This is a genomic window from Flavobacterium sp. UBA7682 (assembly GCF_002482945.1).
GTDB lineage: Bacteria > Bacteroidota > Bacteroidia > Flavobacteriales > Flavobacteriaceae > Flavobacterium.
The window spans coordinates 1-21,234 of record NZ_DLGY01000030.1 but is presented as its reverse complement, the minus strand read 5'-3'; the positions used below and the strand labels follow the sequence as shown (position 1 = coordinate 21,234).

The 21,234-nt window shown below is 38.5% G+C and carries 22 protein-coding genes and 1 pseudogene; 11 read left to right on the top strand and 12 right to left on the bottom strand.

Features of this window, described 5'->3' with window-relative positions; translation table 11 throughout:
• Positions 1-111: 111 nt before the first annotated feature.
• Positions 112-513: a hypothetical protein gene (locus tag B3C16_RS08280; protein WP_291130799.1), complete on the bottom strand. Its 402-nt coding sequence runs from the start codon at positions 511-513 to the stop codon at positions 112-114.
• A gap of 335 nt (positions 514-848) precedes the next feature.
• Between B3C16_RS08280 and B3C16_RS08275 the strand changes: the two genes are divergently transcribed.
• The 8 genes from B3C16_RS08275 (at position 849) to B3C16_RS08240 (ending at position 7,119) form a co-directional block, all read left to right on the top strand.
• Entirely contained in the window at positions 849-1,943 is a 1,095-nt protein-coding gene (locus B3C16_RS08275; protein WP_291130796.1) for a sensor histidine kinase, read from the top strand.
• A 2-nt stretch (positions 1,944-1,945) separates the two neighbouring features.
• Positions 1,946-3,280 carry a sigma-54-dependent transcriptional regulator gene (locus B3C16_RS08270; protein ID WP_291130793.1) on the top strand — a complete coding sequence of 445 codons (1,335 nt, stop codon included), beginning with the start codon at positions 1,946-1,948 and terminating at the stop codon, positions 3,278-3,280.
• 172 nt (positions 3,281-3,452) lie between these two features.
• Entirely contained in the window at positions 3,453-3,677 is a 225-nt protein-coding gene (locus B3C16_RS08265) for a hypothetical protein (RefSeq protein WP_291130789.1), read from the top strand.
• Between the two features lie 6 nt (positions 3,678-3,683).
• On the top strand, positions 3,684-4,958 hold the full coding sequence (locus tag B3C16_RS08260) for a Glu/Leu/Phe/Val family dehydrogenase (RefSeq protein ID WP_291130786.1): 1,275 nt from the start codon (positions 3,684-3,686) through the stop codon (positions 4,956-4,958).
• Positions 4,959-4,983: 25 nt separating this feature from the next.
• A complete protein-coding gene (locus tag B3C16_RS08255; RefSeq protein WP_121314232.1) occupies positions 4,984-5,376 on the top strand; it encodes a GreA/GreB family elongation factor in 393 nt (130 codons plus the stop codon).
• An 18-nt stretch (positions 5,377-5,394) separates the two neighbouring features.
• Positions 5,395-5,808, top strand: coding sequence for a hypothetical protein (locus B3C16_RS08250; RefSeq protein ID WP_121314231.1), 414 nt, complete (start codon positions 5,395-5,397; stop codon positions 5,806-5,808).
• A 162-nt stretch (positions 5,809-5,970) separates the two neighbouring features.
• On the top strand, positions 5,971-6,552 hold the full coding sequence (locus tag B3C16_RS08245; protein ID WP_291130781.1) for a DUF417 family protein: 582 nt from the start codon (positions 5,971-5,973) through the stop codon (positions 6,550-6,552).
• 12 nt (positions 6,553-6,564) lie between these two features.
• Positions 6,565-7,119 (top strand): TetR/AcrR family transcriptional regulator, encoded by a 555-nt coding sequence (locus B3C16_RS08240; RefSeq protein WP_291130776.1) that lies wholly within the window; start codon positions 6,565-6,567, stop codon positions 7,117-7,119.
• Between the two features lie 30 nt (positions 7,120-7,149).
• Here the strand turns inward: B3C16_RS08240 and B3C16_RS08235 are convergent, their stop codons facing one another.
• Both B3C16_RS08235 and B3C16_RS08230 read right to left on the bottom strand, forming a co-directional pair.
• Positions 7,150-7,866 (bottom strand): hypothetical protein, encoded by a 717-nt coding sequence (locus tag B3C16_RS08235; RefSeq protein ID WP_291130765.1) that lies wholly within the window; start codon positions 7,864-7,866, stop codon positions 7,150-7,152.
• A gap of 10 nt (positions 7,867-7,876) precedes the next feature.
• Positions 7,877-8,500 carry a hypothetical protein gene (locus tag B3C16_RS08230; protein ID WP_147406866.1) on the bottom strand — a complete coding sequence of 208 codons (624 nt, stop codon included), beginning with the start codon at positions 8,498-8,500 and terminating at the stop codon, positions 7,877-7,879.
• A gap of 164 nt (positions 8,501-8,664) precedes the next feature.
• Here B3C16_RS08230 and B3C16_RS08225 point away from each other — a divergent pair, with 164 nt between their 5' ends.
• The gene (locus B3C16_RS08225) at positions 8,665-8,907 is read left to right on the top strand and encodes a hypothetical protein (protein WP_121314226.1); all 243 of its coding nucleotides are present in this window, start codon (positions 8,665-8,667) and stop codon (positions 8,905-8,907) included.
• Positions 8,908-9,262: 355 nt separating this feature from the next.
• On the opposite strand, the gene B3C16_RS08220 is transcribed toward B3C16_RS08225, so the two are convergent.
• The 9 genes from B3C16_RS08220 to B3C16_RS08180 all read right to left on the bottom strand — a co-directional run bounded on the left by B3C16_RS08220 (position 9,263) and on the right by B3C16_RS08180 (position 17,122).
• Positions 9,263-10,270, bottom strand: a complete 1,008-nt coding sequence (locus B3C16_RS08220) for an alpha/beta hydrolase (RefSeq protein ID WP_121314225.1) — start codon at positions 10,268-10,270, stop codon at positions 9,263-9,265.
• Between the two features lie 199 nt (positions 10,271-10,469).
• Positions 10,470-11,609, bottom strand: coding sequence for an acyltransferase family protein (locus B3C16_RS08215; RefSeq protein ID WP_291130754.1), 1,140 nt, complete (start codon positions 11,607-11,609; stop codon positions 10,470-10,472).
• Between the two features lie 165 nt (positions 11,610-11,774).
• A complete protein-coding gene (locus B3C16_RS08210; protein ID WP_291130751.1) occupies positions 11,775-13,154 on the bottom strand; it encodes an alginate export family protein in 1,380 nt (459 codons plus the stop codon).
• A 13-nt stretch (positions 13,155-13,167) separates the two neighbouring features.
• Complete coding sequence (locus B3C16_RS08205) at positions 13,168-13,683, bottom strand: CYTH domain-containing protein (protein WP_291130748.1); 516 nt, start codon at positions 13,681-13,683, stop codon at positions 13,168-13,170.
• Positions 13,684-13,842: 159 nt separating this feature from the next.
• Positions 13,843-14,436, bottom strand: a complete 594-nt coding sequence (locus tag B3C16_RS08200) for a short chain dehydrogenase (protein WP_121314221.1) — start codon at positions 14,434-14,436, stop codon at positions 13,843-13,845.
• A gap of 136 nt (positions 14,437-14,572) precedes the next feature.
• The gene (locus tag B3C16_RS08195; RefSeq protein ID WP_121315080.1) at positions 14,573-15,484 is read right to left on the bottom strand and encodes an NAD(P)/FAD-dependent oxidoreductase; all 912 of its coding nucleotides are present in this window, start codon (positions 15,482-15,484) and stop codon (positions 14,573-14,575) included.
• Between the two features lie 95 nt (positions 15,485-15,579).
• Complete coding sequence (locus B3C16_RS08190) at positions 15,580-15,876, bottom strand: hypothetical protein (protein ID WP_199717180.1); 297 nt, start codon at positions 15,874-15,876, stop codon at positions 15,580-15,582.
• 88 nt (positions 15,877-15,964) lie between these two features.
• A complete protein-coding gene (locus B3C16_RS08185; protein WP_291130743.1) occupies positions 15,965-16,825 on the bottom strand; it encodes an AraC family transcriptional regulator in 861 nt (286 codons plus the stop codon).
• A gap of 39 nt (positions 16,826-16,864) precedes the next feature.
• Positions 16,865-17,122 carry a hypothetical protein gene (locus B3C16_RS08180; protein WP_121314219.1) on the bottom strand — a complete coding sequence of 86 codons (258 nt, stop codon included), beginning with the start codon at positions 17,120-17,122 and terminating at the stop codon, positions 16,865-16,867.
• A gap of 1,062 nt (positions 17,123-18,184) precedes the next feature.
• Between B3C16_RS08180 and B3C16_RS16495 the strand changes: the two are divergent.
• Positions 18,185-18,907: pseudogene (locus tag B3C16_RS16495) on the top strand (Calx-beta domain-containing protein); the annotation flags it as partial.
• A gap of 555 nt (positions 18,908-19,462) precedes the next feature.
• Positions 19,463-21,234: beta strand repeat-containing protein (locus tag B3C16_RS08175; RefSeq protein ID WP_414655260.1), on the top strand; the 1,772-nt coding region annotated here is incomplete at its 3' end.

Below are 21,234 nucleotides of genomic sequence, written 5' to 3'. Positions count from 1 at the left end.
TTCTTCCATTCAGATTTTGGTACAAAAGCACTTGACTACTAAATGTCATTCCGGAAGTGTAACCCAATTTAGTCTACGCTTTTTATTATTTTATCTAATGCAAGAAGTCATTTAACCAAAGATTTTGTTGGGGGTTCCTTTATTCAAAGGCTTTTCAATTAAATCTACAATTAACGGATTGAGTGGGGCACGATTAATATCTGCAGGATCTACGGAAGACGAAAGCATATAGATGCTGAATTGTTCTTTAATGGGCTTTTCGAAAAGTGTTTTGGCGTCTTTGGCTTGCACAATGACCTGATTGACTTGACTGATAAAAGCATATTGTGCCGTGCGTTTGACTACTTTTTCTTCTAAGGCGGTGTTCAATAGCCGGATATCAGCTTCTGCTAACTTTTGCACGTTGATGTTACGGAGAAGACTTTGTATATGCTGGTCCTTTTCATTGTTTTGTTGCTTAAGTTGTTGTAAATTAGTATTTAAGGATGTTGAAGATTTTTCTTTATCCATCATATAACATTTATTGTTCTAGCCATTGGATTTTAATCCAAAGGATAACGAGGTTAAACTAGGTAATTTTGGGGCTTTACAAAATTATAGCTTATTATTTGAAGCGGGTTATATAGTAAAATATAAATATTATATGTTTATATTATTTTTGAGATATTAAAATAATCAAAACCGGGCGTGCCTTAAAATTTATAGATTAATTACTAACCTTTTAATTGTATTCATAGCACAGAGTATTTAAAAGAAATCTTAAAATTGAGGCGTAACTTTTTAGATATGTTTTTTAAAAGTATCTTTGATTGACAGCATTTTTTCTGTGAGAATAAATAGTAAAGACCATGTTTCCCAATTCAACAAAAGAACAATTAAAAGAGCGGATTAAGGAGCTTGAATGTTTATATGAAATATCTACCATAATAAATCAAAGCGAGGGTAATGTTAACAGTACTTTTGAGGAAATATGTCTCAGTTTAAAAAAAGCATGGCGATTTCCCCATAGTGCTATTGTAGAATTGAAAGTGGAGGAATACCATATCTTCACAGATCCGTTGCCTCCAAAAACGGTTTTTCAATATGTTAAGATTTTAATCTTCAAACAGGAAATGGGTTATCTTAAAGTGCATTATCCATCACCCCAATTTTCACAAGACAACTTTTTGCCCGAAGAACTTATTTTGTTGTTTACCATTGCCAATGATATCAATGGGTATTATGAAAAGCATTTAAACAAAGAAAGGGAAGCTTTTGTAAAACAAAATGCTGAACGGGTTGACCGACTTTCTATACTCGGAGAAATAACAGCCGGTATTGCTCATGAACTGAACACACCATTGGGTAATATTTTAGGATTTTCTGAATTGATTTCCCAAAAAGAATTGGATGAACAAAATACAAAAGATTTAAAGAAGATTATCAGTGCGGCTATATACTCCAGAGAAATAGTCAAGAAACTTATGTTTTTTTCCTGTGAAATGCCTCGCAGTATGGAGCTGCTCAAAATTGAACCTATAGTGACTCAGGTGCTCTCTTTTTTGGAACCGAAATTTAAAATGCAACAGGTGTCCTACCGACTTGACTTTGAAAATTCTAAATTGGAAGCGCGATTGGACAATATTCAGTTTACACAAGTTTTGTTCAATCTACTATTAAATTCCCTGTATGTTTCACCTGTTGGCAGTACTATATATATCAAGGTTTTTAATGATGAAAAGTTCTTTTATTTTGAAATAACTGATGAAGGACCGGGAGTTTCCAATGAAATCAAATCGAGTGTTTTTGAACCTTTTTTTACCACAAAGCCTCTGGGAGAAGGAACCGGATTGGGTTTGAGTGTGGTGCATGGTATTATAAAAAGCCATAAAGGCGCCATTGAAATTTCGGATAATAAACCAAACGGAGCCATTTTTAAAATAACGCTTCCTTTATACTTATAAGCATGAAACTGAATAAAGAAAATGTACTTATTGTCGATGATAATTATGATATGCTTGAACTATTGCAGCGCAATTTAAAAGCACAAAATTATCACACTTACAAAGCCTCATCAGTAGCCGAGGCTATTGGTGTCTTGGAAGAAAGTACTATTGATTTATTGATAACCGACCTTCAAATGCCGGGGATGAACGGTATAGAGTTGTTAAAGTATACTGAAGAACATTATCCGAGTCTTCCTAAGCTCGTCATAACAGGTTTTCCGACGGTTACCAGTGCATTAGATTCCATTAAAGCCGGAGCTAAAGATTATTTAGTTAAACCATTTACGAGTGAAGAGTTAAAAAAAGCCATTCAAAATGTTTTACATCGAGTAGATGGCAATAGAACAGTTGATTCGAAGATGACAAAAGTTGTCGCTATACCAGAGAACCATTATGGAGGCATGGTGGGTAAATCAGAACAGTTTTTGAAAATGATTGATGTCATTGAACGCGTTAAAAACAATAGCGCTACGGTTTTAATTTTAGGCGAAAGTGGAACCGGTAAAGAATTAGTGGCCAGAGCCATACATTATCAAGGCATGTTTGCGAACAAACCTTTTATACCTGTAAACTGCGGAGCCATTCCGGAACATCTGATGGAGTCAGAGCTATTTGGGTATGTAAAAGGAGCTTTCACCGGAGCAAATGAGAACAGAACAGGTTTGTTTCAAGCTGCCCAAGGCGGTACCTTATTTTTAGATGAGATAGGCACGGCTTCTTTTGCGGTACAAACCAGATTGTTAAGGGCTTTACAAGAAAAAGAGATTACGATGATTGGTTCACAGAAACCTCAAAAGATTGACGTAAGGATTATTTCTGCTACCAATAATAACTTATTTGAAATGTGTCAAAAAGGAACTTTCAGAGAAGATTTGTATTATCGCCTAAATGTGGTTCAAATAGAGACTTCTCCGTTGAGAGAACGTCCAAAAGATATATTTCCTATTGTTACTATGCTTTTAAAGAAATATGGTGCTGAATACCAGAAAAATGATATTTCACTATCTGAAAAAGCCGTTGATCTACTAGTCAGACACCCATGGCCGGGAAATGTACGAGAATTAGAAAATGTAATTCAACGCATGATAATATTGGGTGGATCAAGTTTAGACGTAGCAGATATACCGAGTTATCTCAAGTATACGTTACCATCAGAAGCCAATGGATTAAAATCGCTTAAAGAAGTGGAAAAAGAGCATATCCTAAAAGTATTGGCGGCAGTGGATAACAATAAGAGTAAAGCTGCTGAAATTCTACAAATAGACAGAAAAACACTCAGACATAAGCTTTTATAAACCCCTAAAAAGAGAGTAATATTTCCTCAATCGGGTAATTTCTCCTCACCTCATTTTATTTGTTTTTTTACAACATAATTTATAATGTGTTGTATATCAGCGCGTGCCAAAATGTCTAGTGTTATTGGCATGCACCTTGCCTTTAGGAGATAGAAATAAAAACTAATTGATTATGAATTTAAAAGAAGAGGTTAAAAAGAATGGGTTTAACACCTTAGAAAGTGTCAGTAGCACTAAAGGGCTATTGAATGGAATTATCGATACTTATAATGCAGGCATTACAGTAAATGAACCTAAAGAACAAACGTTGACAGAAGGCTTATGTATTTCTTGTGATAATAGAGGTAATTGCCAATGGGAAGAGAATAACAAAATGTACTGTGAACATTATCAATAAAGTATCATGAACAATATTGTAGAGAAAAAGACGATGTATGATACGGTCATGCAGCAATTTAATAAAACCGCTGATGCCATTAAACTGGATTCTGAAATTAGAAAGATTTTGGAAGCGACTACCAATGAAATTGTAGTTCATTTTCCGGTGAAGCTGGATGATGGCAAGATAAAAATTTTTACAGGATACAGGGTCCAACATAACAATGTGCTCGGACCTTACAAAGGAGGATTACGCTACCACCCATCACTAGACATAGAAGATGCCAGGGCACTAGCCATGTGGATGACTTGGAAAACCTCTTTGGCAGGGTTGCCTTATGGAGGAGCCAAAGGCGGAATACAATTAGATCCAAGGGACTATTCTCTTTCAGAATTAGAGCGAATCAGTAGAAGGTTTACTTATGCTTTGGGCGATAATATTGGACCAGAATATGATATTCCGGCTCCTGATGTAAACACCAATGAACAAACGATGGCGTGGATTGCCGATACCTATATGTCAACAAAGTCCGCATCGGAAAGGTCTAGGAGTAAACATGTCGTAACCGGTAAACCGGTTGGTTCAGGAGGGCTCGAGGGCAGGGACAGGGCGACCGGTTTTGGAGTTTTTTTGAATATCAAGTTATGGTATCAAAGTAAAAATGAAAGCCTGAAAGGAAAAACATTTATAGTACAAGGTTTTGGAAATGTAGGATATTGGGTCTCTCATTTTTTAAGCGGAGAAGGCGCTGTTTTAATTGGGGTACAAGATGCTCATGCGACATTGTACCATAAAGAAGGTATTGATGTCGTTGATTTACACAATCATTGTAAACCGCGAAAAGGGTCTATAAAAGGTTTTAACGGTGCTAAAGAAATTTCTGCTGCTGATTTTTTTGGTTTGGATTGCAATATTCTCATACCTGCTGCCATGGGAAATCAAATTACAAGCGCTAACGCCTATAAGATTAAAGCTAATCTTGTTGCGGAAGGAGCCAACGGACCAACAGATGCAGAAGGTGAAGCTATATTATTGAATAAAGACATCATTATTATCCCTGATATTTTATGCAATTCGGGTGGCGTAATTGGTAGCTATTTTGAATGGCTTCAAAACCGAAATGGTGAAATATGGCATTTGGAAGAGGTAATGAGCAAGTTAGAAAAAAAGATGACCGAGGTATTTAGAAAAGTGGAATCTATTGTGAAAGAAGGTAATATAGATTGGCGTTCTGCCGCTTTCATTTTGGCGATCACCCGAATTGAAACCGCATACAAGCAAAGAGGAATTTTCCCTTAAACAGTAATTTACAAAATAATGAGATATGAAATACGGAGGATTAGTAGTAGAAAAAAAAGAGTATGAAATAGTCAAGAAGATAACCTCAAAGGAGGCAAAAGCAGCCGATAGAGCACAGAAAATAGCCATCGAAAAATTATTGACTGAGTTGAAGTCTGCCAAATTGCTCTCTTCAGCCGATATGCCCAGCGACGCTGTACGTTTAAATTCAACTGTAACTTTTGTTATTGCGGATTTATTCAGAAAGAGATTCAAGATTGTTTCACCGGAGCAAAGCGATATTGCTCAAAATAAGTTATCCATACTATCACCAATGGGACTTGCTTTATTTGGCTACTCACAAGATGATGTAGTGGAGTGGCAGTTCCCATCGGGACCGAATACTATCAGGATAATTCAAGTGGATCAAGATAATTAACCTTAAATACCAAATAGAATGAAAAAGACGCAAAATAATTTTAAAGCCTGTGATTTGGAAAATATTTTCATCGACAAGGATTTTATCAGTTGGACAGAAGAACTGAATATAGTCACTGTAGAAATTGAGTTTTGTCAAAATTTATTCATTTCTATTTTGAACGATGTTGATGCTTCTTATCAATCAAAATACAATAATATTATTGAGAAGTTAAGATTGCTAAAAAATGAAAATAATCAAATAAAGAAAGAACTTTTTGCTCTTGGGATACAATTTGAAGGGTATGTAGAATGTCAAGATATGCAATGTGATAATTATTATATGGTCATGCATCTTGCCTTTAGAGACAGAATTGAACAGCATTTTTCGATTTACAGTAAACTTAAAAAGAAGTTATTACTAAAGATAAACAAGGAGAATCCGAAAAACTAAACTCTTTTTTGACAAGTTGTTTTTAGATTACTTAGGTTGATTAGTTAATTGGTTGAAAACACCGCTCAGGCGGTGTTTTTTTGCTCAACTTGTCAATAAAAGAGTTATCTTTTGCCAGATTATCATGAAAACTAAAAGAACAGCGTCTATTATAAAAATGATATGAAAAAACTAATTAAATTCTTAGCGAATAGTCAATCCCACTTTATCAACTTAAGCCGAATCTCTATCTTTGTCGTAATGGTTTGGATTGGCGGATTAAAAGTGTTCCAATATGAAGCAGAAGGTATTGTACCCTTTGTGGTTCACAGTCCTTTGATGTCTTTCTTTTATACTAAAGAAGTACCGGAATACCAAGATTATAAAAATCCTGAAGGGAAAACGGTTCAAAAGAATGTGGATTGGCATAAGGCAAACAATACCTATCTTTTCGCTTACGGATTAGGAGCTTTAATTGTGTTAATCGGGCTATTGACTTTAATGGGCATTTGGTTTGATAAAATCGGAATGATTGGCGGACTGCTGACCTTTGGAATGTCTATAGTCACTCTTACCTTTTTAATCACGACGCCCGAAGTATATGTTCCCAATCTTGGCGGTGATTTTCCGACACCCGAATATGGATTTCCTTATTTGTCAGCCGCGGGACGATTGGTTTTAAAGGATATTATTATGTTAGCCGCCGGTCTAATTTGTGCCGCAGATAGTGCCAAACGAATTTTATACAAGGAAAGATGGGCCTAAGATTAAATTTTGATGGAAAGAGCGCAAATAATAGAAAAAACAGCCACTTTTATAAAAAGGTATGGCATTAAGAGTTTGACTTTAGCTGAAATTTCGATTCGGCTTCGTATACCCAAAAAGGCATTGTACTTTCATTTTAAGACCAAAGACGAACTTTTGTTAGCCTGTTTGCATTTTATGTATGATACCTTAAAAGATTTATTGACTGTTGCCCAATCTAATGTTGAGAATCCTGTCTTAAAACTAATCAAAACCTACAATGTTACCATCGGATACCTTTCTCAATTTCACAGTACTTTTTACTTTGACCTGAGAAAAATTATCCACTTGAAAAGTGTGACACAACAGCATATCAATGACTATAAATTAAGTAGTATTCGCCCGCTTATTGAGGAGGCTAAAAACAATAAGCTATTACTTCCTGATGCTGAGGTTGAGGCAGCGTTGGAGTCCTACATGAAATTTGTGCCTTTCTTCTTTGTGCATTTCAAAGATGACCAAGCGGCAATTGAAAATCATCTTACTTTATTTCTCCATAATTACTTTAAAGTGGATTATTGTCATTAATGCAACTTATAGACAATTCGCAACCTGTCCTTACAACGTCACGCCAATACTCTCCGGAATCACATCGGGTGTTTTGGCAATTTCAAGCGAAAGGCCGCCTTCTTGGATATCGTCTAAAAGCCATTTGCCTTCGGTGTATTCTAAAAACCATACATATTCTAAATCGTCATACCCCGATTTGCCTTGCACGACCTTTTGCGTATCGCGGTCTACCAAATAATCTTGGGCAATCACGTTGATTGCGATGGCAATTCTGGAACCTTCCAAGTTAGGGTCCTCGGTTAGTTCTAAGTACAACGGTTTTATTTTGGAGATCTCTTTTAAATTAGATACATTTTTGAGGTTTTCCTTTTTCCATTGGTCTAAAAATACGGCTTGTTGGTTTTGCCAATACCAATGGTTTACATAATTTTTTACTTCACTTAAATCTTCTTCAGACCAAGCGTTGTAAACCCTTCTGATGATATTAGAAAATTCTTTGTGCAGTTGCAACCAGTGAAATGATTTGTGTTGGACGCTCAGTTGCGCCAAGACTTTCTTAATCTTTCGGGCTTTTCTAAATTCAATTAATCTGATGTAGATAATTAAAGGCAAAAGCACTATGGTGAGCACAATGAGAATCAGTTTTCCCCACCATGTTTTAAAAAATGCTTTGGCTACGGTACCACCCGGACCGGCATAAACAGGATCTATGGTAAATAGTATCACCATCACAGTAAGCAAAATCAACCATTCTTTTCTAGACATATTTTATGATTTAAAAGTTTAAACTGATTATCCTGATAAGCGTCACTATTCCTATCAAACATAGGATAACGATATATCGGTAATTTTTATTGGTAAAGAAATTTTTACGCAAAAAGTACCCACTGAAAACAACAAAAACCAACGCTATCCCCAACTGAAAATAAACCTCATTAGTGCTATTCTCCAAAACAATCCCACTTTCGGGCAATTGCAATGTCTTTACTTCTTTGGTAAAATATAGTATTTCCAAGTTTACTTTATCGCCTTGCTTTACTTGATTATAAATCTCGGGGATAAACTGGTCGTTGTTATCTGAGAAATCAATAGAGTAGGTAAGACCCGATTTTGTGCTCTCGCTTATCCTTTTGCTCTCTACAATTGTAGTCACTTTTTGCAACGGTAAAAACTGTTCTACTATAGTAAGCAAACCGGCTATTAGAGGAATTATTAAAAATACTTTGGCTATTTTTTGATAGGTTTCGGCAGTCATGGTTTTGGCTTTGAATTGTAAATATATTATTTTCTTTGAAATATGACTTTTTTGTTTTTGGATTTTAGCACCATATTTTTTTAGCGTAGCACTTATACAAGGTGTCATCCTATGTAGGTATTGATATATTTCTCTTCTGCTCATTTTCAGTACTGCCCAACCTGAAAGTTCCAAGGTTTCTTATTCAAAATGTATTTCTATTATCGATGAACTACTGTTTTTTTTAACACCCTGTCGCAGCTTCTTTAACACTTTGGCATTAGAAAATACACTATTTTTATAGTCCCAAACCATAACAACTTAAACCTATGTCTGTAACTACTGTTTTAGAGTATTGTCAAAGCATCGATAACCCATTGGTGTTAGAGTATTTTTATAAAGGAGAAAAATTAGAAGATCCTGCTTTATTTTTTGACCTGAATCCCGGTCTTTTTGAACTGGCTTTCCCTTCGCACGAAGAAACCCAAGAGATGATTAACAAAAACCTACTGTTTGGCACTACCCACAAACTTGTCATTTCAGAGTACGGTTTCAATTTGGTCTTCCGCTAATTAGCTGGTACAAGAGTTCTCGAGAAGCTTCTGAAAAAGCGATTACAATTATTTTCTACACTTAATCTACTTCTTAAACTCCGACTATTTCAATTGTTGACTAGTCCTAAAATAGTGATACAGTGTATTAAATAAATCCAAATGTAATTATACTAACCTATACTGAAATAAAGGTACCGGTAATTGATTATGTTTTTTTGTAGCGTGTTAAATATTGAACAGGTTTTAAGATTAAGTGGGAAAGGGTTACGCTATAGTAGGTTCTTGCTTACCTGACAATCAAAGGCATTAGATGCTCTACTTGCAATCCGTGTAATGGCTACCATACGAATTGTAGAATAGAAATACTGTACGATTATTTTTTAAAACACTCCATCATGGCGGCTTTAACTATCGCTTCATATTCCTTTAGTTCTTTGGCTTCGGGCAATAATCCAATTAAGCAGTGAATTTGACCCGGAAAGCATTTCTCCCAAACCTTAACACCTGATTTCCTTAATTTAGCCGCATACAAAATCCCATCATCTCTAAGCGGATCAAATTCTGCGTTAATAATTACGGCAGGTGGTAAGCCTTTTAAATCTTCGGTAAGTATTGGTGAAACTTCTGGATTGTTGAACTGTCCCGGCGCATAAGTTTCTAACGCAAAATAACAGGCTGCTTTGGTTTGAAAGTAGCCCACGGCATTTTCCTGATAAGAAGCGGAGGTTTCCATGTTTTTTGGGCTCAAGTCAATAGGAAGCCCGTTCATTACTTGTAGTTTTATTTTGTTACTAATCCCTTCTTTTTTTGCTTTTTGAGCAATTACAGCAACGAGATTCGCACCGGCACTATTGCCTTCTAAAACTATACGATTGATATCTCCTCCAAATTCACTACCATGTTCGGCAATCCATTTGAATGCGTTGTAACTGTCGTTTACTGCCGCAGGGAATTTGTGTTCGGGTGCTACTCTGTAATCAATGGCGAAGACAATGGCTTCTAAGTTTTTGGCTTCCTGCCATAAAGGCTGTTCCAAAGAGGGTAACAAAGGCGAGATGAATCCGCCACCATGGTAATTGATAATTACAGGAAGGTTTTTGCCATGGGTTGGATTGAAAACCAAGACAGGAATACTGTCGGCGGTTATTTTAATTCGCTGCACATCGGTTTTAGGATAGGGCATGGCGGGTGGTCCTGCAAATTTAATTTGCTCAATGGGCATTTTGCGCAATTGTTCCAGTGTCAAATCCTGATAGCCAATCAATTTTAGGAAATAGGCGATTTCAGGGTTTAATTGTCGCGTACCACAGCTTTGTGCTATTGAGTATTGAGTACTAAGTAACAGCAAGCTTAATGAAAGAAAGAATAGATATTTTTTCATGGTTTAACACGTTATCAGGTTAGGTTTATAAGATGCTCAGTTAGTTTGTTTTGACTGACCAATGTTACAAGAAAGTAGCATAATAATGACTAAATTACAAATTTTTGACGGAATGAATTATAATACAGTTCGTTACAAAATTAATTTCCTGTAGTTAATGTTCTTACTTCTTTTAAATAATAAAAAATCCGGAGCCGCTCTATTTTTTATCCTGATGGGTTTTCATCCCAAACAAGAATCTGGTTATCTTGTAGGGTTTGATTAAAAACACATAAAAACCGAATGACAGAATAAAAGAAACAAAAGTTAAAAACAGGTATTTACTAAGTATATCATCTTGTGTTTGGATAATGTAGTAAGCAATTATTACTATGAATGTTTGGTGCAAAATGTAAAACGGGTAAATAGCCTCATTAGCAAATTGCAAAAATTTATTAGTAAAGTTTAAATATTTTTTGGCATACCCTAAGAATGCGATTACCCAAAACCATGCGCTTAATACCAACAATGATAGAAACAACGCATTTGGAGTATCAATGTCCCAAATAGGTTCTTTGTCATTCCAACGTAGATAGTTGATAAGCAACATACTAAAAAAGGCAATTTTCAAATTTAGTTTTCTATTATGCTCCAAATTCTTCCAAAAAATAGGATTAATACCGATGAAAGCACCAAATATAAAGTACAAGAAATATTTTGTAAAGCCTGCCCAATCATCAACAAAGGCATGAGTTTCATTAGGATACCAAAAATACAAGAAGCCGGCTATGGCAAGGATTACACCAAATCCAATCATGCCAATCTTATCACATAAAGTGGCTACCTTATTGGTGAAAGTTATTCCCTTTGCCGACTTAAAAAAAAGAATAAAGGGTATAGCAAGTAAGGAATAAACGAATAGATAGGCTATAAACCAAAGATGGTGCCAACTTAGATTCCCTTCAGGATAAACGGTTGTGGTAAAAATAGAAGGGTAAAAATCAAGGTAAGAAGTGTAGTTTGCCCCTTTATATATTCTTTCAAAATAGACTTGCGCCGGAACTATCATCAGCATACCGAAAAGCAACGGAATTAATAGTCGCTTTGTTCTTTGCCAAATGAAATGTAAAACAGATTTCTGATTAAGTACAAAGATGGTTCCGATACCTGAGATGAAAAACAATATTGGCATGCGCCAACGTGACAAAAAGTAATTGCATTCTAACACCAAGTAACTCGTTTCTTTGTTTTTTAAGTGCCAGTCCCACTCTGCAATGAATGGCATGGCACAGTGAAACAGGTGTAACAGTAAGATGGCTATTACTCTCAGCCAATCGAGGTCGTATCGTCTTTCTTGCATGATTTTTTGTTTTAATTTTAAAATAATAGTGCAAAGGTATAGTAGCTGTTTTGTGTCTTACTGACAATAAAGTATCATGAACGGACAGTTAAGTTTATGATTTTTTTGGGTTGTTCTGTTTTTAAAATGATTTGTTTTTAGTCACAAATTAATGCTTTAAACATATTAAAATCTAAACGTTGATTTAAGGGACAGATATAGAATATCAGCACCATTCCCTGTAGCTTTAGGGTAACTTCCTGCTTTGAAATAAGATGTATCCAAAGATAAAGATAATTTTTTTGTTTGCTGGTAGGTAGTTTCCATGACATAGAGTTGCCCCAATGTTTTCTTGTCTGAAGCTAAAAACGCATTGGGTGTAGGACGGTTTTGAACCATCCCCGGGGAATAGGTACCGTCTTGGTTGCTGTTTCTTCCCAAGAAAAATACTTGCGCCAAGACATTCAGCTTTTGTATCGGATTGATTTTCAAATAAGGAGACAAACTGACCATATTGGTGGCTCCGATTGGTGCTACCAGGCCATAAGCCGGTTTGGCGTATAATAAATTATAAGTATTCAATTTATCATCAGTATTGTCTTTGTCTCCGGAAGCTATATTTGCAGCGAATCCAATTACTCCTTTTTTTGAAGGGAATACGGAAAGGTTTATATCTGCTAAGACAGTATAGGCCGCAATGGTTAGGTCATTGAATGTCCCTGTTTGGTATGCTCCTTCGAATTCAAAGTTTACAGTTTTTAAGTTGGAAAAGAAGCGGATACCGCCGGTTTGTCTGTTTTCGTACCCCGCTTGATAATTGTACATTCTGTTACGTGATTGAAAGTTGACCAAATAGTAGTCCAACCCAAGTTTGTGATTGGCATAGAACTGTGTGCCATAAATTCCTAATAAGCCATCGTGCATGCTTTCATCATCAAAGACATATTGTTTCGAAATGACTTTAGAAATGACAAAGAAGTCAAGCGTACCATTTTTAAATTTTCTTTTAACTATTAATCCATCAAAAGCCTGACGGGTATTGGGTCCTTCTCTGAAAGTGATTAAACGATGATTGCCGTAGAATATTTCCTGCTGTCCTAAACGGAAATTCCAATGGGTTAATTTCAATTCGCCAAAGGCTTGATGGAGGCTGAGTTGGTTTTCATCAATTTCGGGTGTCACAGGATTGTCATTAAAATCTCGCGAGGTGTGGTTTAGCTGCATGAAAAAGCGAAAATGATTTCCGAGTTCTATATTGGTATGTATCATAATTCGGCGTAGGTGTTGGAAGACATCGGTTTTGGCATAGGTTGGAGGAACATCGCCAAAATTAAGGTTATCATAGTACTGCAGCTGATCGCGAAATTCGCCACCAAAAGAGATGTTGTTGTTGTTGTTGTTTCCTAAGGAGATGTACTTTACTTTATCTAATCCCTTTTTAACGGTGTCTTTTTTTAGTGTGGTAAAGTCATCGTCGTAACGCAGCCAGCTGATTTTGTTTTGGGCTGAGGTTGTTGTTATTGCCAACCAACCAATCATTACAGTTTTCACTATATATTTTTTCATTTTTATTTCCAGTTTATTTTTCTATGTCCATCAACAACTCACTGTAAGACGCACTGATCAGTTGGTCTTTTTTCAGTTCGAAAAACTGCAGGTATTGATTAATTTCTATTTGCATTTTTTCGAGTGAAAATAATTCCTCTGTCTCTGTTACTTCAACCTCTAAGAAGGTACCTAAATCAGCCACAATATCGAAATGAAAAACAGCATTCTTGATACTGTATTTTTTTCGCTTTTTGTTGACAATTACTTTTACACCCAATTGTTCTGTGAGTATTTCTTTCAGCATTATGTTAGGATCATGTTGGTAGAGCATTACTTCTGCAATTTTTGTCCCTGAACTTTCTTCTCGGTAGTAGTTGATTAATATGTTTTTTAAATTGCTTTCCCTTAATTTCAGGCGACCGTTTGTAGCGTTGAAGTAGGTGTCCGTTTGCAGTTCGGTTCCTAAATATTTAGGATGTAGCGTTTGTAATTTTTCTTCATACTCCTTAAGATTGCTGATTGAGGCTTTAAATTCTAAATTTTTCATTTTTCGTTACTGGAGTAAGTTTTTTTATTCTGATATAATTTGATTGTGATTTTTTCCTCTTTGCTCCAAACCATTCGGCAAAGCCTCGGGTGAAACTAAATCAAAACCACAGGCCATTACCATTGCGAATATGACCCGTGGAAGTGATCGCGTTGGCGATTAAGGTGTGATTACCTGTCCGGTTACTTTTCCAAATACACTTTTGCGGAACATGAATTCCAGTTGTCTCATGGTGGTTGGCATTTCTCCCGGGAAGTAAGGGAAGTACTGTGGTGAGTTTTCGATAACCGTTGGGCTAACCGCATTGATACGGATACCGTTTTCTAATTCAATGGCTGCTCCACGAACAAATCCTTCCACCGCACCATTGGCCGCTGAGGCATTGGCAAAGTTTACCTGAGGTTCGTGGGTTAAAGCTCCTGTGATTAAAGTAAACGACCCTTTTGGATTAATGTATTTCTGACCAATCAGTACTAAGTTGATTTGCCCCATCATTTTACCTTCTACCCCTTGTCTGAACGTAGTGTCGTTTAATTTGGCCCAAGGCCCTACGAATGTTGGTCCGGCCGTTGAAATTAAAGCATCAAATGTGCCTACTTGTTGGAACATCTTTTCGATGGATGCTGTTGAGGTGATATCCGCTTCGATGTCGCCGCCTTTAGAAGCTACTTTGATTATTTCGTGCTCGTTTTCTAAGGCTTTTACTAAGTGGGTTCCCATGGTACCGGTTGCTCCTACAATAATGATTTTCATGATTTTAAGTTTTAAAAATTAACGGTTTGTTTTTCTTTGACAAAGATATTTCGGGTTCTCCACCTTGTGCTAGGACAAAAACTGAGTTGGATAGGATAGATTTTAAATAATTTGCGCTGTCCTCATTTATTGGTTTTTAAAATTGTTCTAAAATCAGTTTTTTGCTGGCAGACATGCCTGCAGTAGTTCCCATGGCTACGGCATTGGCCACGGTTCTCATGCGGGTGGTATTGTCACCACAAGCGTAAACACCGGCTACAGTGGTTTCCTGAAATCCATTAACTTTGATATAGCCATCTTCAGTTATTTCGCATCCTAAGGATTCGGGAATGGTACAATGTTGTACAAATGGTCTGGGCGAATACAAGGCAGTTAATGGTGTTTTTGTTCCATCGGTAAACACCACATTTTGCAGTTGTCCTTTGGTGTGGTCCAGTTTTAGGATTTCTTTATCTACTACTGCAATGTTGTGTTTTTGCAACTTAGTTCTTTGCTCCACCGTTAAAATGGATTGGCCATTGGTATAAATGGTCAAATCTTTTGTCCAATTGGAAATCATTTTGGAAAGCTCATAAGCATAATCACCATTTCCTAAAATTCCTGTTTTTGTATTGCGCACTTCATAACCATGACAGTAGGGGCAATGTATAGTGGTTATTCCCCAGCATTCTGAGAATCCATCAATTTTTGGCATTACATCTTTAATGCCTGTGGCGAAGATTAGTTTTGATGCCAAGAATTTTTCGCCTGTTTCTGTAATGATTTCAAATCCTTTTTCAATTTTACTTCCGGTAGCAGCAATCCCATTAAAAAACGTGACATTAGGATATTTTTCTACTTGTTGTTTTCCTAAAGAGGCAATTCCTTTTGGAGTATTACCATCCTGAGTAAGGAAATTGTGTGAGTGAGGTGTTTGGACATTGCATGGCTTACCACTGTCAATAATTAAGACTTGTTTTAAAGCTCTTCCTAGTGCCATGCCTGCTGCTAAACCCGAATAGCTTCCGCCGATAATAATGGCGTCAAACTGTTTGCTATCTGTTTTCATATCAAAATCTTTAAATGGAAAGGGGAGGTTAAAAGCTATCATTCCCAATCCTGTTTGTTTAATAAACTCACGTCTGGGGATATTTTTTTTTGCCATTATTTTTTGTCTTTTGTGGTAAACTGACGCATGATAAAGTCTACCACCGGAACACCAACAAATACAATCCACGGTACTAAAGCGATGGTTAGAATAAAGGTTCTTTGGTATAAGGCAAGCGCATTTAGTGCTTTACCAAAAAAGAATAAGAAGAGTGTGATGGACGGATAAATGGCCAACCATATTTTTAAGGAAGCCATTAGTTTCATTTTTGTTTTACTCCCTTTAAAATTGTTTTTTTGGAGTTCGTGACCCGAGCCTGAAAGGCGAACGGATGAAATAATCTTTGATTTCATATCGATTTCATTTTGAAATAATTTTACAGGACAAAATTACTTCGAGAAGAAACCTAGAGAATAGGACAAAAATGAAGATGACTAGTACTTATTTAGAGTTTTGTCGGAAGGCTTCCGGTGAAGCGGAAGTATGTTTCTTAAAAAATCGGGTAAAATAAGAAGCATCTTCATAGCCCAAATTGTAGGCAATTTGGCTGATTTGATTGGAAGTCGCCAAAAGTTGGCGCTTGGCCTCGAGTATGAGATAATCATTTATAATCTCAGAGGGTGTTTTGTTTAATAAGTTCTTTGTGATGGCACTGAGTTGATAGGAAGACAAGTGTAGTAAGTCGGTGTACTGAGAGACCTGTTTGTGTGTTGTACACTTGGCTTCTACGAGTTCCAGAAATTGTTCCAATTTTTCCTGTACATAAGGACTGCTTTGCGCGGCAGGCATTACTTTAAGCTGCCGTTGTCTCAGCAATTCGATAAGGAAAATACTCAGGTTGGCTTTCAGTACTTCCTGGTACCCTTTGGCTTTCTCGGTATATTCCTTTATTGCTTCCCCTAAAACCCCTTCGATTTTAGCAAATCCTTCCGGTTCCAGTTGGTAGGTATTGTATTGGATCAATTTGGTTAAATGGTTTTGCGAGGCACTGTTATGGGAGTATAAAAAATCTGTTTTAAATTGTATCAGATAGCCCGTGCTGTTGGCTTTCAACGCAAGTTGGTGCACTTGACCGGGACGCATCATAAAAACAGTATGGTCGTTTACGTCGTAAGTGGTAAAGTCAATTTCGTGGCTGCCGGTTCCTTTTTTTACCACCAGTATATAGTAAAAATCATGTCGGTGCAATTCCTGAATCATGTCTTTTTCAAGCAACAAAGGCGTGATATCCCTGATAGTAAAACTACCGGAGAGTTGGGGTTCATTTTGTCCCTTTATTCGTCGTATCGGAATGTTTTTCACGCTGTATTTTTTACTCCTTTCAAAGATAAATAAGTTTTTTTAAAATCTCGTGTTTGCCTTATTCAGGTTCTCAAAATCTAACGGAAAAACCTCGTTGGTGATGTTACTTTCGATAATTTGATTGTCTTCCCAAATCACTTTTTTCAGGGTGCTTTCAATCGCTGAAGTGGTGCTGTTTTCGATGTCACTTTCGATGATTTTGTTGTCCTCGGCAATTACTTCTTCTATTGTTTTTTTATAGATAGCGGTTATTGTTATCGGGGCATCAGCCTCTACAGCTAAGGCTGGTTTCTTCAAGGTATTTGTGTTTGAAACGGATGCTAATGCTATTGCAGTAGTGTTGCTTTTTTGATGGTCATTATATCAATAACTATGATGTTAATTGTACACCCTGAATTAATAACAAAAAAAAGTCCAACTATTTCAGGACAAAACACTATCGGGATGCCGAAAGGTCGATGGGAAAATTAAGTACCTCATAACCTAAAACAGGGATTAGTTATTGTACACCTTTTCATCGAAATGTGGTAAATGGGGTGATTGTACTTCCTATTAACCGCAAAAATGCGGTGAAAAGTAATTTTAGCATAGTACTAATGTAGTATAAGGTTCACTTATGTTAAAGATTCACTTGTAAACAGTATATAATATATTATCTATTTTTGTGTTATAGTTCATGATTTGGTTTCTATAGATGCAGGGAGTTTCTTTATGAACTATAACGCCACATTATGTAACTAAGCTTGGGAGGAAAAATTTGCTCACGGCGTATTTATTTGTCTTTAAAGGAGCTCGCCGATGCCGTGGGCAGGTTTGGCGCAAGTCACGCAGTGTACGTGTTGTTGTTTTTTCCGATCAAAGGCTTTTAAAAAATACACCTTGTGGCTTTAAAACCAAAACGGTTTTCCCGGTTTTCCTGACGGAAATCCGTCAGGATACTACGCTTGTACATCCGCGAAAAATTACCCATCCATATTCGCTATCATTGCACTGAAAAATCGGTCCAAAAACCACTGGTAAAAAAAACAAAGCAATAACGTTTTCTTTTACATAAAAAAATATATTTCGCCAAAACACAGAAAAATAATTCCGTACGTTTGGCAGATTTTCTTTTTACAAAAATTAAAACTATAATTATTAAACCTAATTAAATTGAAACAGAATTACTTTTTCGGATGGAAAAGGTCGTGGCATTCGCGATTTTCCCTTTACGCAACTCTGGCGCTACTTTTCTGCTGCCATGTAGTATTCTCCCAGTTGACGATTCCCGCCAACAACACTTTCACGACAACCAGCAACCGGCCGGTAGGCGCTTTGTATGGGCATGACCGTACAGCATCAATCTACACGGCGACCGAAATGGGGATCGCGTCCGGTTCCACTATAACGGGCGTACGTTATTTCGTGCAGACAGCGCCTGCTCCGGCAACACTGCCTGTTTTCATCTACATGAAAAACGTCAACAATAGCTCATATTCTTCGGGAATTTACAATTCCACGTTTATAGGCTCGACTACGGTACATTCCAGTATCCTGCAAGGATCAAGCGTTACGGCTGGCCGATGGATCACACTTCCGTTGTCGACACCTTTTTTATATACGGGGAACAACTTACAGGTGCTGGTAGCCACGGACATCAGCGACGATCCCGGGCAAGGCACAACCGACAAGACCTTCAGATGGACATCTACTGGCTCTGCCCAGACACAAACCTGGCAAAGCAACATTGCGGCCACTTTTCCAAGCAACGGAACGGTCACGAGTTCAAAACCTAACATCCAGATTTTGTACGACACGCCCGGCGCTGTTGGGACACTTTCATGGGATTACACGGCGCTCACCCTGTTGGAAAACCGTACCCACACCATTTCCGTGAACCGCAACGGCGGATCGACGGGAGCGGTTTCGGTTAATTATGCGACGAGCGACGGTACTGCCATTGCCGGAACCGATTATATCCCAACTTCAGGAACGTTGACCTGGGCGGATGGTGACATGGCCCCAAAAACATTTGCGGTCACTACATCGGCCGATTTTGATCTTGATGATGCCGAAACGTTGAATATTACGCTTTCAAATCCAGTAGGGACGACGATTGTTGGTGCAAACGCGATGGTTGTGACCATTACCGACGTATTGCCGCCGATGAACGGAACATACACCGTAGGAACTGGCGGAAATTATCCGTCACTCACAAACGCCGGCGGAATTTTCCAAGCGATCAACACACGTGTGGACGGTGTTTCCGGTCCGCTTACGATAAATATCATTTCGGATCTTACCGGAGAAACGGGGAACAATGGATTAAACGAAATTTCAGGTGGACATTCAGTGCTGATTCAGCCCTTTGGTAGCCCGAGAACTATTACAGGTACGCTAAGCACGACTGCTAACATGGGCCTTCTCCGCTTCAATGGAACGGATAACGTCACCATCAACGGATCGCTAACCGGGGCAACCGCCGCGAGCTGCCAGATAGGTGGTGACGCTTCACTGCGTCAGCTCACGATAGTAAACAACTCAAATGGATATACTTCGGGAATCTTGTTCCAGTCTAATACCAATGGAGCCTATAACAATACTGTTAAAAACGTCAACGTGGTGGGTTATAGCCCAGCCAGCGATGGATATGGCATTATGTTCCGGGTATTTCCGCACAGCAGTTCGGTTCCGTCATTGGTCAACAACCAAAACAGCCACGTCGAGAACTGTTCGGTCAAAAAAACCACGATCGGTATTTATTCTGCAGGTTCAACCACCGCAAATCCTAGTACCGGTTTGATAATCTCTCAAAATGACATTTCGGCTACGGGAACAGACAGGGTTTCAAGAAGTGCGGTCATAATTGCCAACGAAACGGATCCACAGGTTACCTTCAACAAGGTTTACATCAATAACATCGGCTCTGACTACAGCGAGACGGTCGGCTTGGCCATTGGTGCCTCGCAGGCCTATTCGCCGAGCGTTACCAGCGGCGGAATCAGCGGCGCTTTGGTTGCGAACAACCTGATTACAGGTGTTGTAAGCACCGTCGACCTTGGAGGTTCTACTGCAGGAATTGCTATTTCCGGAACAGCTTTCGGTACACCAAATATCGTTCGGAACAACATGATCAGCAATGTGTCGGGCTTATCCCAATTCAACTACCATGTGGCTGGAATCTGGGTTGTAGGAGCTGTCGCATCTGAAACCAAGCTCTACAATAATACGATTTCGCTTTACGGCGACCGCGGGGCACGGACGAACCAATCGTGCAGCTATGGTATTGCCATTACCGGAATAGACCCATCAGTGGAAATGAAGAACAACATTATCTCAACGACACAGATTGCCACCGGCGGCGGACTTCTAAAAACTTATGCGTTCGGAACACTGAGCACGACGTTCAATAATCTAGTTTCAAACAATAACGTATTTTACAGCGGGGGCGTTCAGGACGGCGGTTTCCGTTCCGGTAGCCTTGCCAATAACGCTGGAACAAGTTACGCGACACTTGCCGATTGGACAACCGCTACTGCAAAAGACGCCAATTCCATCGAAGTGCAGCCGGTATTCGTTGCAGCAAACGACCTGCATCTGGTATCGGGAAGCAACCCTACGATTGATGGCATCGGCGCCCCGATTGCAAGTGTAACGAACGATATCGACTGCCAACCGAGAAATGCAACAAATCCTACTCCTGGTGCAGACGAGACCAATGTGAGTGGCTTCTTGATTTCGGCTTCGGCAGGAACCAACGGAACCATTTCACCTTCTGGGATAACAACTATCGCAAGCAATACAAATCAAACCTATACAATTACAGCAAATTGCGGTTACGCCGTTGCAGACGTGCTGGTGGATGGCATTTCACAAGGTGCCATCGACACCTACACTTTTACTAATGTAATTGCCAATCATACAATTAGTGCAGTCTTCACGGGAAGTCTGCCGATAATTACTGCTTCCGGTTCAACGACATTCTGCCCTGGCGGAAGCGTAACGCTTACCTCATCTTCCACTACCGGAAACATCTGGTCGAACGGCGCAACCACACCGTCGATCACGGTTACGACAGCGGGCTCCTATACCGTTTCGGTAAATAACGGTACCTGTACCACGGCACTATCGGCTGCTACCGTGGTTTCAATCACTCCGGCGCCGGCAACACCAACAATTTCCGCTTCGGGTGCGACGACCTTCTGTAATGGCGGAAGTGTTACCTTGACCTCATCATCGGCTACCGGAAATGTATGGTCTAATGGCGCGACTACTCAATCAATAACTTTTGCTGCTTCGGGAACCTATTCGGTTTATGTAGACAACGGAACGTGTGCGTCTCCAGTTTCTGCCGCTACGACCGTTACTGTAAACCCACTTCCGGCAACACCGTCGATTTCCGCTTCGGGCGCTACGACTTTCTGCGATGG

What these genes read in the sequence shown, in the direction of transcription:
- B3C16_RS08200 (WP_121314221.1), bottom strand. Translation starts at nt 14,436, where the DNA reads ATGAAAATCATTATTGTAGGAGCAACCGGTACCATGGGAACCCACTTA.
- B3C16_RS08215 (WP_291130754.1), bottom strand. Translation starts at nt 11,609, where the DNA reads ATGCAAGAAAGACGATACGACCTCGATTGGCTGAGAGTAATAGCCATC.
- B3C16_RS08205 (WP_291130748.1), bottom strand. Translation starts at nt 13,683, where the DNA reads ATGAAAAATTTAGAATTTAAAGCCTCAATCAGCAATCTTAAGGAGTAT.
- B3C16_RS08245 (WP_291130781.1), top strand. Translation starts at nt 5,971, where the DNA reads ATGAAAAAACTAATTAAATTCTTAGCGAATAGTCAATCCCACTTTATC.
- B3C16_RS08195 (WP_121315080.1), bottom strand. Translation starts at nt 15,484, where the DNA reads ATGAAAACAGATAGCAAACAGTTTGACGCCATTATTATCGGCGGAAGC.
- B3C16_RS08275 (WP_291130796.1), top strand. Translation starts at nt 849, where the DNA reads ATGTTTCCCAATTCAACAAAAGAACAATTAAAAGAGCGGATTAAGGAG.
- B3C16_RS08230 (WP_147406866.1), bottom strand. Translation starts at nt 8,500, where the DNA reads ATGAGCAGAAGAGAAATATATCAATACCTACATAGGATGACACCTTGT.
- B3C16_RS08235 (WP_291130765.1), bottom strand. Translation starts at nt 7,866, where the DNA reads ATGTCTAGAAAAGAATGGTTGATTTTGCTTACTGTGATGGTGATACTA.
- B3C16_RS08270 (WP_291130793.1), top strand. Translation starts at nt 1,946, where the DNA reads ATGAAACTGAATAAAGAAAATGTACTTATTGTCGATGATAATTATGAT.
- B3C16_RS08250 (WP_121314231.1), top strand. Translation starts at nt 5,395, where the DNA reads ATGAAAAAGACGCAAAATAATTTTAAAGCCTGTGATTTGGAAAATATT.
- B3C16_RS08265 (WP_291130789.1), top strand. Translation starts at nt 3,453, where the DNA reads ATGAATTTAAAAGAAGAGGTTAAAAAGAATGGGTTTAACACCTTAGAA.
- B3C16_RS08210 (WP_291130751.1), bottom strand. Translation starts at nt 13,154, where the DNA reads ATGAAAAAATATATAGTGAAAACTGTAATGATTGGTTGGTTGGCAATA.
- B3C16_RS08280 (WP_291130799.1), bottom strand. Translation starts at nt 513, where the DNA reads ATGATGGATAAAGAAAAATCTTCAACATCCTTAAATACTAATTTACAA.
- B3C16_RS08220 (WP_121314225.1), bottom strand. Translation starts at nt 10,270, where the DNA reads ATGAAAAAATATCTATTCTTTCTTTCATTAAGCTTGCTGTTACTTAGT.
- B3C16_RS08255 (WP_121314232.1), top strand. Translation starts at nt 4,984, where the DNA reads ATGAAATACGGAGGATTAGTAGTAGAAAAAAAAGAGTATGAAATAGTC.
- B3C16_RS08260 (WP_291130786.1), top strand. Translation starts at nt 3,684, where the DNA reads ATGAACAATATTGTAGAGAAAAAGACGATGTATGATACGGTCATGCAG.
- B3C16_RS08225 (WP_121314226.1), top strand. Translation starts at nt 8,665, where the DNA reads ATGTCTGTAACTACTGTTTTAGAGTATTGTCAAAGCATCGATAACCCA.
- B3C16_RS08240 (WP_291130776.1), top strand. Translation starts at nt 6,565, where the DNA reads ATGGAAAGAGCGCAAATAATAGAAAAAACAGCCACTTTTATAAAAAGG.
- B3C16_RS08190 (WP_199717180.1), bottom strand. Translation starts at nt 15,876, where the DNA reads ATGAAATCAAAGATTATTTCATCCGTTCGCCTTTCAGGCTCGGGTCAC.